The sequence below is a fragment of the Alteromonas sp. McT4-15 genome (assembly GCF_020515205.1).
Lineage (GTDB): Bacteria > Pseudomonadota > Gammaproteobacteria > Enterobacterales > Alteromonadaceae > Alteromonas.
In genome coordinates this window covers 34,667-47,006 of the sequence record NZ_JAJALG010000033.1, presented here as the reverse complement: position 1 = coordinate 47,006, position 12,340 = coordinate 34,667, and the positions used below count along the sequence as shown (strand labels likewise).

General features: G+C 43.0%; 12 protein-coding genes. All 12 read left to right on the top strand.

The window, feature by feature from the left end; all coding sequences use genetic code 11:
• Positions 1 to 140: 140 nt before the first annotated feature.
• Positions 141 to 1,328, top strand: coding sequence for a thiamine pyrophosphate-dependent dehydrogenase E1 component subunit alpha (locus LHL20_RS17345; RefSeq protein ID WP_226434203.1), 1,188 nt, complete (start codon positions 141 to 143; stop codon positions 1,326 to 1,328).
• Positions 1,328 to 2,305: an alpha-ketoacid dehydrogenase subunit beta gene (locus LHL20_RS17340; RefSeq protein ID WP_159624452.1), complete on the top strand. Its 978-nt coding sequence runs from the start codon at positions 1,328 to 1,330 to the stop codon at positions 2,303 to 2,305. Before LHL20_RS17345 ends, LHL20_RS17340 begins: the two co-directional genes overlap by 1 nt.
• A 17-nt stretch (positions 2,306 to 2,322) precedes the next feature.
• Positions 2,323 to 4,008 (top strand): dihydrolipoyllysine-residue acetyltransferase, encoded by a 1,686-nt coding sequence (locus tag LHL20_RS17335; RefSeq protein ID WP_226434202.1) that lies wholly within the window; start codon positions 2,323 to 2,325, stop codon positions 4,006 to 4,008.
• A gap of 214 nt (positions 4,009 to 4,222) precedes the next feature.
• Positions 4,223 to 5,074 (top strand): 23S rRNA (adenine(2030)-N(6))-methyltransferase RlmJ, encoded by an 852-nt coding sequence (locus LHL20_RS17330; protein WP_226434201.1) that lies wholly within the window; start codon positions 4,223 to 4,225, stop codon positions 5,072 to 5,074.
• 23 nt (positions 5,075 to 5,097) lie between these two features.
• A complete protein-coding gene (locus tag LHL20_RS17325; RefSeq protein ID WP_226434200.1) occupies positions 5,098 to 6,960 on the top strand; it encodes a serine/threonine protein kinase in 1,863 nt (620 codons plus the stop codon).
• On the top strand, positions 6,953 to 7,810 hold the full coding sequence (gene tesB, locus LHL20_RS17320; RefSeq protein ID WP_159624460.1) for an acyl-CoA thioesterase II: 858 nt from the start codon (positions 6,953 to 6,955) through the stop codon (positions 7,808 to 7,810). Before LHL20_RS17325 ends, tesB begins: the two co-directional genes overlap by 8 nt.
• An 18-nt stretch (positions 7,811 to 7,828) precedes the next feature.
• Positions 7,829 to 8,350: a gamma carbonic anhydrase family protein gene (locus LHL20_RS17315; RefSeq protein ID WP_226434199.1), complete on the top strand. Its 522-nt coding sequence runs from the start codon at positions 7,829 to 7,831 to the stop codon at positions 8,348 to 8,350.
• Positions 8,351 to 8,841: 491 nt separating this feature from the next.
• On the top strand, positions 8,842 to 9,963 hold the full coding sequence (locus tag LHL20_RS17310; protein WP_226434198.1) for a pyridoxal-phosphate-dependent aminotransferase family protein: 1,122 nt from the start codon (positions 8,842 to 8,844) through the stop codon (positions 9,961 to 9,963).
• A gap of 233 nt (positions 9,964 to 10,196) precedes the next feature.
• Complete coding sequence (locus LHL20_RS17305) at positions 10,197 to 10,892, top strand: SIMPL domain-containing protein (RefSeq protein ID WP_226434197.1); 696 nt, start codon at positions 10,197 to 10,199, stop codon at positions 10,890 to 10,892.
• A 12-nt stretch (positions 10,893 to 10,904) separates the two neighbouring features.
• A complete protein-coding gene (locus LHL20_RS17300; RefSeq protein ID WP_226434196.1) occupies positions 10,905 to 11,360 on the top strand; it encodes a GAF domain-containing protein in 456 nt (151 codons plus the stop codon).
• A 2-nt stretch (positions 11,361 to 11,362) separates the two neighbouring features.
• Positions 11,363 to 11,653: a hypothetical protein gene (locus LHL20_RS17295; protein ID WP_226434195.1), complete on the top strand. Its 291-nt coding sequence runs from the start codon at positions 11,363 to 11,365 to the stop codon at positions 11,651 to 11,653.
• Between the two features lie 16 nt (positions 11,654 to 11,669).
• On the top strand, positions 11,670 to 12,338 hold the full coding sequence (gene proQ, locus LHL20_RS17290; RefSeq protein WP_226434194.1) for an RNA chaperone ProQ: 669 nt from the start codon (positions 11,670 to 11,672) through the stop codon (positions 12,336 to 12,338).
• The last annotated feature ends 2 nt before the right edge of the window (positions 12,339 to 12,340 follow it).

Here is a 12,340-nt window from a genome sequence, read left to right as displayed (position 1 = left end):
TTTTTTAACATGCCGTAGTCGTTACATTTCTACTAAGTTCAAAAATACCCATGAATGAGAAGGACACTCCTTCACATCCTCTACTAGCATAGTGGCATCGAAATCATTTGTTTCAGCCCTCATTTATAAGGGGATAAAAAGTGAAAGACAGAAATCATTTGGCCGCAGTAAAAACAACAACTAAGGTCAACATTATCGAGAAAGGGGTAGTTGATATCCCAATGCTACAGATACTTTCTTCAGAGGGTACATTGCTTGACGAGGCCGTTGAGCCAGAACTCAACCAAGAAGAAGCATTAAAAATTTACAACACAATGGAATACATTCGTGTTCTTGATGAACGAATGGTCGGTGCGCAGCGCCAAGGTAGAATCAGTTTTTACCTTGCCAGTACTGGGGAAGAAGCTGCATCAGTTGCGAGTGCTGCAGCGCTTTCTGATGACGATATGATTATGTCACAGTATCGCGAGCAGGGGGCACTAGCTTATCGCGGCTACACGACTGACCAATTCATGAATCAAATGTTCAGCAATGAGGCCGATCCTAACAAAGGCCGCCAAATGCCAATTCATTACGGTGATAAGCCGCTTAACTTCATGACAATTTCGTCGCCATTAGGTACACAAATTCCTCAAGCGTCTGGCTATGCTTATGGTCAGAAAATGTCAGGCAAAGATGTTGTCACCATATGTTACTTTGGCGAAGGTGCAGCATCTGAGGGCGATTTTCACGCTGGGCTAAATATGGCTGCGGTACTTAATTGCCCTGTTATTTTCTTTTGCCGAAACAACGGTTACGCTATTTCTACGCCTGCTGAAGAGCAATTCGCAGGAGATGGTATTGCATCTCGCGGTCTTGGCTATGGCATTAAAACCATACGGGTTGACGGTAATGACGCGCTTGCGATATATGCCGCTACAAAAGAAGCGCGCCGCATTGCGATAGCGGAAAAATGCCCGGTATTAATTGAAGCTATGACTTACAGATTAGCTGCGCACTCTACTTCAGATGACCCGACAGGTTACCGTTCACGTGAAGAGGAAGATAAATGGCGTGCTAAAGATCCTATCGCTCGTATGGCTAAATGGTTGAGCGAAAAAGGGTGGTTTGATGAGAAAGACAATAAAGCCAAAGTTGAGAAAGCACGTCAAGACGTACTGGCTTCACTAAAAAGTTGCGAAAAAACAGATATATGTCCGATAGAAGATATTATTGAAGACGTATACGACACACCGCCTTGGCACTTAAAAGAGCAACTTTCCAACCTTAAAGCACATATCAAAAAGTACCCACAGATGTACCCTAAAACAGCAGGGAGAGTGAAGTAATGGCTAAAATGAATCTATTACAAGCGATCAACAACGCCCTTATTACCGCTATGACTGAAGACGAAAAAGTCATGGTGTTTGGTGAAGATGTGGGGCATTTTGGTGGTGTATTTCGTGCAACAAGTCACCTACAGGAAAAGTTCGGTAAGGCGCGCTGTTTCAATACGCCTTTGACTGAACAAGGTATTATCGGTTTCGCAAATGGTCTAGCGTCGCAAGGCTCAGTGCCGGTTGCAGAAATTCAATTTGGTGATTATATCTTTCCTGCCTTTGACCAAATCGTGAATGAAACCGCTAAGTGGCGGTACCGTTCAGGTGGCCAATTTGATGTTGGTACATTAACTATCCGAACTCCTTATGGTGGCGGTATCGCTGGCGGTCATTACCATAGCCAGTCACCAGAGGCATTTTTTGCGCATTGCCCAGGTTTAAAAATCGTCATTCCTCGCGACCCGTATCAAGCTAAAGGTTTGTTGTTGGCCTCTATCCGCGACAAAAACCCGGTTCTTTTCATGGAGCCCAAAAGATTGTATCGCGCCTCTGTGGCCGATGTACCTGAAGACGATTATGAATTGCCGCTAGGTAAAGCCGATGTTGTTCAAGAAGGTAATGACATTACGTTACTTGGATGGGGCGCTCAAATCGAAATACTCCAAAAAGCCGCTGAGATGGCATTAGAAGATGGTGTGTCTTGCGAGATTATAGATTTACGCAGCATTCTTCCTTGGGATGTTGAGTCTGTAATGCAATCAGTTATGAAAACGGGGCGTCTTCTTATAAACCATGAAGCGCCGCTAACAGGCGGCTTTGCAAGTGAAATTGCCGCTACTATTCAAGAGCGTTGCTTTTTGTACTTAGAAGCGCCCATTGCACGTGTGTGTGGTCTAGATACACCATATCCATTGGCGCATGAGAAAGAATACATGCCTGATGAAACTAAAACATACGAAGCTATCAAGCGTACGTTGCATTACTAAGTCAGGGAGAAAGTATTATGACAATAGAATTCATTCTTCCCGATATCGGTGAAGGCATTGTTGAATGTGAGCTACTTGAATGGCTTGTAGCTGAAGGCGAGCACATTGAAGAGGATCAACCGGTTGCCGAAGTAATGACCGATAAGGCAACTGTGCAAATTCCCGCAATGCATGCTGGTCTAGTCGAGAAATTGCACTATGCAGTGGGCGACATTGCAAAGGTTCATGCACCTCTATTTTCAATGACACCAGACGATGCTGTTGAGCAAGGTTCTGAGCAAAATATAAAAGAAGCAGATGAAGCGGTTGTATCGCTAGCAAATGAAGATAGTCAGCAACTGACGGGTCAGCTTGAAAGTGCCATTGAAGATTTTATTTTGCCCGATATCGGCGAAGGTATTGTCGAGTGCGAGATAGTTAAGTGGAATGTTGCTGAAGGCGATCAAATTGAAGAAGACCAAGCTGTTGTCGAAGTAATGACAGACAAAGCTGTGGTTGAAATTCCCGCAAAAAACGCTGGTGTTGTACATAAGCTTTACTATGCACAAGGTGATATTGCGAAAGTACACAGCCCGCTTTTTGCTCTAGCGGTAGAAGGTGGTGTTCAACAGATAAATACCTCGTTTGAACAATCTGCAACGCCAAATAACAATGACAGCGCTGCAAAACGCGATAACAGTGCTGTTGATACTAGCACGCCTTCGGCTAAGGCGGCCTTACCAGTAGACAATGCAAAATTTAAAGACGGTGAATTTGAGCCACCAATTGCTATACCGGGAAAGGTACTCGCTAGCCCAGCCGTGCGTCGTATTGCTCGAGAACAGGGTATTGATTTGCTGAAGATAACGGGCAGCGGTAAAAAAGGCCGCATCCTAAAAACGGACGTTATTGCATACGTTAGTCAAGCTGGCTCAGCTTTACAGAGTAAAGAAGGCCAGCCAAGTGATATATCTGTAACGTCGAAAGGCGTTGGCATGGCATCGAGTCAAGCAACGGGTGGTGTAAAAACCGAAAAAGTGCGCGGAATACAGGCCGCAATGGCTAAGCAAATGTCTGCATCAGTTTATACCATTCCGCATTTCACGGTTAGTGATGAAGTAGTAATGGACAACCTAATGGCACTTCGTCAGGCCCTTAAGCCAGAGTTCGAAGCAAGGGATGTAAAACTTAGCTTCATGCCATTCTTTGTAAAAGCGATGTCTTTAGCGTTGACAGAATTTCCGGTTATCAATAGTCAGTTAAACGACGACGCCACAGAAATAAGTTACTTCGAAGACCACAACATCGGTTTTGCAGTTGATTCTAAAATTGGTTTGCTTGTACCAAATATTAAAGGTGTTCAGCACTTGTCGTTGTTTGAAATAGCAACACAGATGCAGGATATTATTAATCAAGCGAGGGAAGGGCGGGTGTCTGGTGAACACCTTAAAGGCGGCACAATAAGCATTTCAAATATTGGTGCTATTGGCGGTATTACTGCAACGCCTGTTATCAACAAACCCGAAGCTGCAATTGTCGCGTTAGGCAAAACACAAAAATTGCCTCGTTTTGATGATAACGGGAATGTTTGTGCACAACATATAATGGCGGTTAACTGGTCTGGCGATCATAGGATCATCGACGGTGCGACTATGGTGCGCTTTAACAATCTTTGGATGAGTTATCTGACTCAGCCAGAAAAAATGTTGATGCATCTGCGCTAGCGAAGCAAAACAGAAATACCTAAAGGCTAATGACATTGGTTATTAGCCTTTTTTTGAATACCAACACCAAATCCTATCGATGCACTATCAAAATATAATGAAAGGCATGGTTCACCTTTAGCCTAACTATTTGTGTATTGGCTCATATGGTAACTGATGTGCATATCGGGGTAAGATAGCAGCTTTATTTATTATCGCGTTTTATCGAGGTTTTGTGCTTAGTTATCAACATGCATTCCACGCAGGCAACCATGCTGATGTTATAAAACACCTTTGTTGGTTAGGTGTCATTAATTCACTTAAAAAGAAAGACAAACCTTTCACGCTTTTTGATTCACATGCAGGGGCAGGTTGTTACGACTTTAGTGACGCGATGTCGTCAAAAAATAAAGAGTATGAGACTGGTATTAGTCGAATACAAAACATATATGCAGATTCGGCGCTACTAAAAGATTATCTAACGCTTTGCGGTACATTCTTAACACACAATAACTATCCAGGCTCGCCGGCAATAAGTGCAGTTGCGAAGCGCGAAGGGGATACGCTACATGCGATGGAACTTCATCCTGCGGAGTTTGAAAAGCTCAATACTAATTTGTATCGATTAAAGTCCGCTAATACCCATGTGCACAAGCGTGACGGATACCAAGGATTACGAGCGCTTACGCCACCAAAGCCGAATAGAGGTGCAATTTTAATTGACCCACCGTATGAACGTGCAAGTGAATATTCTGATGTCATCAAAGGCGTAGAGCAGGTCCTCAAACGTTGGAAACAGGCTCAGATAGTTATTTGGTATCCACTTTTGTCTGCTCGCGCAGGTGCTAAACAAGGTGCTAGTGAGGTTATGGTAGATAAGCTGGCTCAAACTGGATTGCCATGTTTTAAAGCTGAGATAAAAATAGCACCAAACTCAGAAGACATAGGCATGTATGGTTCGGGCGTTTTGGTTATCAACCCTCCTTGGCAGCTCGACTTACAACTAAGCACTGCACTAGACGATGTCATCAAAGACATGGGTGAAGCATCGACTGCTGAATTGACTTGGATAAACCAAGACACGTAACGTCGTGGCATAGGTAAATTAGTATGACCCAGCTCAAAGGTTTAAAGCATTTCTATATCCCTGATGAACAGTCAATTTACCTATTGTCTCATGCTGATGCAAAAAAGTTAAAAGACTGGGTAAACCTTTGCATTAACCAGTTGAGAAACTTAGGCTATGGCCAAATCGAATTACTAGGTAAAGGTGCGTTTGGTTTCGCGTTTGCGGGCATAGCGCCAGACGGTGAAGAGCGTGTATTTAAATTTTCAAGGATAACGCTCCCTCAACATGTGCAAGACCGGTTGGAAGAGGAAGCCTTTATGCTTTCACATGTCCACCATCAATATGTCCCTCGTTTTATTGAGTATCAGCAAGTTAGAAAACAGTCTATTTTGGTAATGGCACGTGCGCCAGGTGAAGATTTAGAAAAGGTCAGCCTAAAGCACGGCCCATTGCCACCACGTGTTATTGTAAAAATTGCGGTTCAAGTGGGTGAACTATTGGCTAATTTTCGCCAATACAGTGAACAAGGTGAAATCAAGCCCATCGTTCACGGTGACATTAAACCGTCTAACCTTGTATGGGATGATAAAAATGAAGTCGTTGGATTGATTGACTGGGGATCATCTGTATTTGCCCAAACTGATATCAACGGCCAATATGTGGGCAATAACGTGATGGACTTGATGTCAGGCGAACTGCATCAAACAAATGCTCGCCTTGGAGACGTCTATTTTATCGGGGAAGAGCAACTAAATGGTGCACTATCAAGTCCGCGGTTTGACGAGCAAGGTCTAGCTAGTACGTTATATGCTCTGGCGTCTGGTCAATCTTGTCGCTATGGTAGCAAAGTTATTACACCATCATCGTTGGGCTTACCAAAGATGTTGGCCAACATTTTAGACTATATGCTAAGTGATGACGCTGAGAAAAGGCGGCAAGGCGGTGACTATCTTTTTAACCACTTACATGTTTTAAAAAACATGGTCTTTACAGAAGATAGAGATTATCAATACCAACCACTTATACCCACATGGGTGTCGCATCAAAAAACAAGTATTGAAACTGTTGTTTATAGCTCGAGGAAGTCATACCTAAGGCAACAAGCCATACTGGGTGAAAAGGACGCACAAGATCTACGTTACATTGATGATGCGCAGTTTGATCGTTACTACAAGAATTATCTCCAAGGTATGGGAGATACTGAAAAGGCCTTTGTATCAGCCATTAGTCGCTTAGGTAAGTATCCAGTTGTAGGCGGGATGGCTGTTCGTTGGGAGCCGGAAGGAATATACGTCGACTCAAGTCTAAATCTTTATGATGAGTCGCTAAAAACCGCGTTCGAATTAGCGGTAAATAACGTAATCAACTTAGCCAGAGCAATTCACAAACCTGCGGTATTCAAGTGTTGTATGTTCAACGCAAAGAACACCCTTCATATCGACAGAGAAAGTGAGGAAGACGAGTTCATTCCTGCACATGATTTAATTATCCCCTATGAGCTATCTCGGGTCTCTTCACATAAAGATGACTCTCGCACACATTCTTATTTTGAAGATGGCGACGACCCTGACGAGCTACTCAAGTTGCCAGACGGCATAATTGAAACAATTAAGCAACTTAATGCTATTCACCATACAGGTTGCATTATTTTTGAAGCGTTGCCTACCCATTTAAAAATTCATAATTATTATACGTTGCTTGATCACAGCCAAGAACAGAATTTCAGTGAGTTATTATTAACATTGGTCAAGCAAATACCATCAATAAAAGGTTTAGGTATTTCAGGCTTTATGAAGTTACCCTATAAAGATACTCGCTTTTTTGAGCACAAAGCTAAGTTGCCAGAAAAGTACTATCCCAGAAATCCTAAAGCCGTAGTAGAAGAGAGCAATCACAATGTCTGAGATAAAACTATCATCTTTATTTGAGTTAGAAACCGTTGAAGCGGGCATTTATCGTGGGCAGAGCTGGGACCTAGGGTTTCGTGCACTATTCGGAGGACAGGTTTTAGGTCAAGCGCTAGCTGCTGCCTATGAAACCGTAGAATCGGACCGAATTGCTCATTCGTTTCATACTTACTTTTTGTTACCCGGCGATGCAAAAAAACCGGTCGTTTATGATGTAGAAATTGTGAGAGATGGAAGAAGCTTTTCAGCACGACGGGTTAAGGCTATCCAAGACGGGCGCAATATATTTTATATGACAGCATCTTTCCAAGTACCACAAGAGGGTATGGAACACCAGCAGCCTGTCATGCCGAATGTGCCGCCCCCGCAAGAAGTTCAGTCTGATCTTGAATTTTATCAGGCCCATTTCGATAAAATTGCTCGCCCCATGCGAGAGGCACTTAGCTATCATGAACCCGTGGATATCCGAACCGTTGATGCTGCAAATTCATACCAGCCAGTAAAGCGAGAACCTACGCGCTACATATGGATGAAAGCGCGTAATCATTTGGCAGGGTCGTTATCAATGCATCAAGCTGCACTTGCCTATGCGTCCGACTATCATTTTTTAAGTACTTCTCTTCAGCCACACGGTGTCGCAGTTACAGATAAGTCATTGCGTATCGCTACAATTGATCACGCTATGTGGTTTCATCGCCCAATTGATATGAATGAATGGTTGTTATACGCAATGGAAAGTCCGTTTAGCGGAGGTTCAAGAGGATTAGTTCGCGGTCAAATTTTCAATCAGAAAGGCGAACTTGTTGCATCAACGACACAAGAAGGCCTGATGCGCAAAGTTGATTAATTCGTAAGGGAGAACACCATGATTTACAAACTAGAAAGTCAAATTCCTCAAATGGCTGATAATACGTATGTTGCACCAGGTGCTCATGTTATTGGAAATGTTGAATTAAAAGCTGGCAGCAGCGTATGGTTTAATGCAGTGCTACGCGGTGACATGGACAAAATAACGGTAGGCGAAAACACCAATATTCAAGACGGTAGTGTTTTACATACTGACGAAGGTATTTCATTGACGCTAGGTACTGGTGTTACAGTGGGGCATAAGGTGATGTTACATGGATGTGAGATCGGCGATTATTCACTTATAGGAATAAATGCAGTGGTTCTCAACGGGGCTAAAATTGGCAAGTTTTGCATTATTGGGGCGAATGCGTTGATTACTGAAAATATGGACATTCCCGATTATAGCTTGGTGGTTGGCTCGCCAGGTAAGGTTGTGAAAACGCTAGATGCCAGTGTAGAGCCCAAATTAAAAGCATCAGCAGCGCATTACGCAAACAATGCTCAGCAATACGCCGACAAACTTGAACCACTCGTTTAGCTAACTGCTCGATTAGCTAAGAGCTCGGCGAGTATCTTTATGATACCTGTAAAAGCTCCCCCCATAAAAAATGCCCAGAACAAACGTTCCGGGCCTAGGGGAATGGCTCATTGCTGAGCCGTGCGCTAACTTTTACAGGGAGAGTGTATGTAAAATCCTTCAAACGGACAATGATTATAGAATACATTTGGTTATTTTATAAACACAATGTGTGTGAATTTTATTTTACAATTCTCTTATCTCAGTAATTATTCAATTAACTCCCATAATTTCAATTAGATAGAAACTGGTCGGATCTTTACATAAAAGTGAATATATTTTATACAGACTTTGCGCACTTTCTGTACACAACTTATCCACTTTGATGTCATGTATGCATGACGCACTTGCCATTCATATTATTTATGTTCGCTACAGATGGTTGTGTGCACATGCTTTCCTTGTACTATGTCTAATAACACCACTTTACAGAACAAAATAAGGATGGAATCATGCAATCGCTTTCTACTTTTCTTCCCCCTGAACGCACATTAATGGGCCCAGGACCATCCGACGTTAACCCTCGAATTCTTAATGCAATGGCTAGACCCACATTAGGGCATTTGGACCCACTATTTATCGAGTTAATGGATGAGACGAAGTCACTTCTGCAGTATGCATTTAAAACAGAAAACGCACTTACAATGCCCGTTTCTGCGCCAGGTTCTGCTGGTATGGAAGCATGCTTTGTCAACTTGCTTGAGCCCGGAGACAAAGCGCTAGTATGTATTAACGGCGTGTTTGGCCTTCGTATGGTTGAAAATGTTGAACGCTGTGGTGCGGTGGCAGTGACCATAAATAACACGTGGGGTGAACAAACAGACCTTAATGCAGTTGAAGACGCACTTAAAGCTAACCCAGATATTAAAGTACTGGCCTTTGTGCACGCCGAGACATCAACGGGTGTGCGTAATGAAGCGAAATTACTCTGTGAGCTCGCTAAAAAATATGATTGTTTGACAATCGTTGATGCAGTGACATCTTTAGGTGGTATTGAGCTAGATGTTGACGGTTGGAATATTGATGCGATCTATTCAGGTTCGCAAAAGTGCCTTAGTTGCGTTCCCGGTATTTCGCCTGTCTCGTTTAGTGAAAAGGCCGTAAGCGTAATACAAAACCGCAAAACAAAAGTACAAAGCTGGTTCTTAGACATGAACCTTATCGTGGGTTATTGGGGGCAGGGGGCTAAGCGCGCTTATCACCACACAGCCCCAGTAAACAGTATGTATGCCATGTACGAAGCCTTATTGATCCTAAAAGAAGAAGGATTGGAAAACGCATGGAAACGCCATGCAAATGGCCATGCAAAGCTTGCCGAAGGGCTGGCTGATTTGGGCTTAGAGTTAACCGTTGATAGTGCCTATCGCTTACCACAACTTAACGTAGTTAAAATTCCTGATGGCGTAGACGACGCGGCGATACGTAAACAATTACTTGATGAGTTCAATTTAGAAATTGGTGCAGGTCTAGGGGAACACGCAGGAAAAGTGTGGAGAATAGGGCTTATGGGATACGCTTGTAAGCCTCGCAATATAGACCATTGCCTTGCAGCGTTGCGCAGCGTTTTAAAATAATAAGCGCACAGTATGATTATTTTTAAGCCAGCCCAAATGCTGGCTTTTTTAACTGCCTTAAAAATACCACCACTCACCTCAAAAGTGGTCTACCTAATCAGCCTAAATGCGTAAAGTATAGATACCCGTTCTAATGCCATTTGTGCCACACTTAAGCGATAGGCTTCGTTCATAGTGCGTTCATCACACGTTGATAAGGTATTTATCACCCAGAATTAATTGAAAGGACTTTTATGACTTTTTATCGCAATAAATCACGAATTTTTGGGCTGTTTGCTGTATTACTTACTGGGTTTTCGCAGTCAGTTTTAGCGAATGATGCAGTAATTAATGTTCAAGGAAGTGGCGCAATCGAGGTCACACCTAATGCTTATTCAGTGACTTTTGTCGTTGAAGAAGAGGGCGATACTGTGAGCAAGCTAAATAGTCAGTTAAATGCTGACTTACGCCAAGTGGTGCAGTTTCTATTGAGTCAGGGCATATCGGAAAAGCATATACAAAGCATGCAGGTAAGGTTGCAACCGCGATATGTCAATACACCTCAAGGTAGAGTTCAACAAGGCTTTAGTTTGTCGCGTGATATTATTGTCACATCTACAGATCTTGATACTTACGATAGTGTATTAGATGGCGTGTTAAAACGCGGCGTGGATAGAATACAACAATTTAATTTTATCGCACTGAGTGAACAAAATGCCTACGAGCTTGCTCTAGTCGCTGCGGTGAAAGATGCAAAGCAACGTGCACAGCTTCTTGCTAAAGAATTGGGAATAGAAGTAGGCGAAGTTGTTGCAATCTCTGAAAGTGGTGGCAATATGCCGATTCCGGTTATGCGCGCCGAAGCAATGGCCAAAGATATGTCTATGTCTTTACCAGGGCAACAACGTGTTGAAGCGCGAATTAACGTAACGTTTAAAATTGTTCAATGACAGGATTTACGATTGAAAGAACAACTCTATAACCAGTTAGTCAGCCAAGCGCAAAGCTTGGTTTCTGGTGAGCATGACCTCATTGCAAATATGGCCAATATTAGTGCACTTCTTTTTAACCAACTGGAAGATGTCAATTGGGCAGGCTTTTACTTGTACAAAGAAGAACAGCTTGTACTTGGTCCGTTTCAAGGGCAACCAGCGTGTATCAGAATTCCTATGGGCAAAGGTGTGTGCGGAACAAGTGCTGAAACACGTACAGTTCAACGCATTGCCGATGTGCATCAGTTCAAAGGACACATTGCATGTGATGCAGCGTCTAATTCCGAAATCGTTATTCCTTTGGTGCTAAATAGCGAATTAGTCGGTGTATTGGATATCGATAGCCCCATTCACGACCGTTTTAGTGAAGAGGATGAGGTAGGATTAGTAAAAATTGCCAACATCCTAATGGAATCTCAGCAATAATTATGAAAACGAGTGTTGATATACATGTTGTTCTGTCGACGTTTGAAGATATGGAAGACTTTCACGATGACCCAGATGAGGCATCAGAACGTTTAAATTTCATTCTTCACGCAATTTACGACGCCGCAGAAGAAGATATAGAAACGCAGCGATTAGAGCGAATTTTGCACTACGCATGGGAATCTTGGCAACAAGATAAGCATTTATTAGAAATAGATGACGACGAATTGCTTGATTGGGTTGACCACACGCTGGCAACTTGGGATGATGCAAGTAACGATGAAATCTCCTGAATAATTTAGAAAGTTAATGGAATCACCAGAGAAGTTTACAACCAGTAAGGAAGTTATTGCTTTCCTTGCAGAGACCTTTCCGAAATGTTTTAGCATTGAAGGCGAGGCCCGCCCACTTAAGATTGGCATTTTTCAAGATTTAGCCACTCGTTTAGAAGACGACGAACGTGTAAGTAAAACACTTCTGCGTTCCACGCTACGTCACTACACCAACAGCTGGCGCTACTTGTATAGCATCAAAGAAGGTGCTAACCGCGTAGATCTAGATGGAGTTGAAGGCGATACAATCGAGAAAGATCACGCCGATCACGCGCAACAACAATTGGAAGAGAGTAAAGCTAAGGCGGCTGAAAAGCGTAAAGCTAAGCAAGCTCAACAACCAAAGCGCAAAGAAAAACGTCAATTTAATCGCCCGAAAGGTGAAAAATCTGAAAAATCGGACCATGCTGATAGTAAGCGCGGAACTAAACCGAAAAATAACAGACCAAACAATACACCACCTGCAAAATTGACTGAAAGCGATTTGCAACAGGGAACGCGAGTTACCGTTAAACTAGGTAAGGCTCCTATGCCAGCAGTTATTACTGAAGTAGCGAAGGACGGCATTCACGTTCAGCTCGATTCAGGCATGGTGGTAAAAGTAAACGCAGACGCTTTACGTTTGGCACGCTCCAAGAGGTCGTAAAT

Coding starts and splice junctions, on each gene's coding strand:
- LHL20_RS17340 (WP_159624452.1), top strand. CDS start 1,328: ATGGCTAAAATGAATCTATTACAAGCGATCAACAACGCCCTTATTACC.
- LHL20_RS17335 (WP_226434202.1), top strand. CDS start 2,323: ATGACAATAGAATTCATTCTTCCCGATATCGGTGAAGGCATTGTTGAA.
- LHL20_RS17325 (WP_226434200.1), top strand. CDS start 5,098: ATGACCCAGCTCAAAGGTTTAAAGCATTTCTATATCCCTGATGAACAG.
- tesB (WP_159624460.1), top strand. CDS start 6,953: ATGTCTGAGATAAAACTATCATCTTTATTTGAGTTAGAAACCGTTGAA.
- LHL20_RS17315 (WP_226434199.1), top strand. CDS start 7,829: ATGATTTACAAACTAGAAAGTCAAATTCCTCAAATGGCTGATAATACG.
- LHL20_RS17310 (WP_226434198.1), top strand. CDS start 8,842: ATGCAATCGCTTTCTACTTTTCTTCCCCCTGAACGCACATTAATGGGC.
- LHL20_RS17305 (WP_226434197.1), top strand. CDS start 10,197: ATGACTTTTTATCGCAATAAATCACGAATTTTTGGGCTGTTTGCTGTA.
- LHL20_RS17295 (WP_226434195.1), top strand. CDS start 11,363: ATGAAAACGAGTGTTGATATACATGTTGTTCTGTCGACGTTTGAAGAT.
- proQ (WP_226434194.1), top strand. CDS start 11,670: ATGGAATCACCAGAGAAGTTTACAACCAGTAAGGAAGTTATTGCTTTC.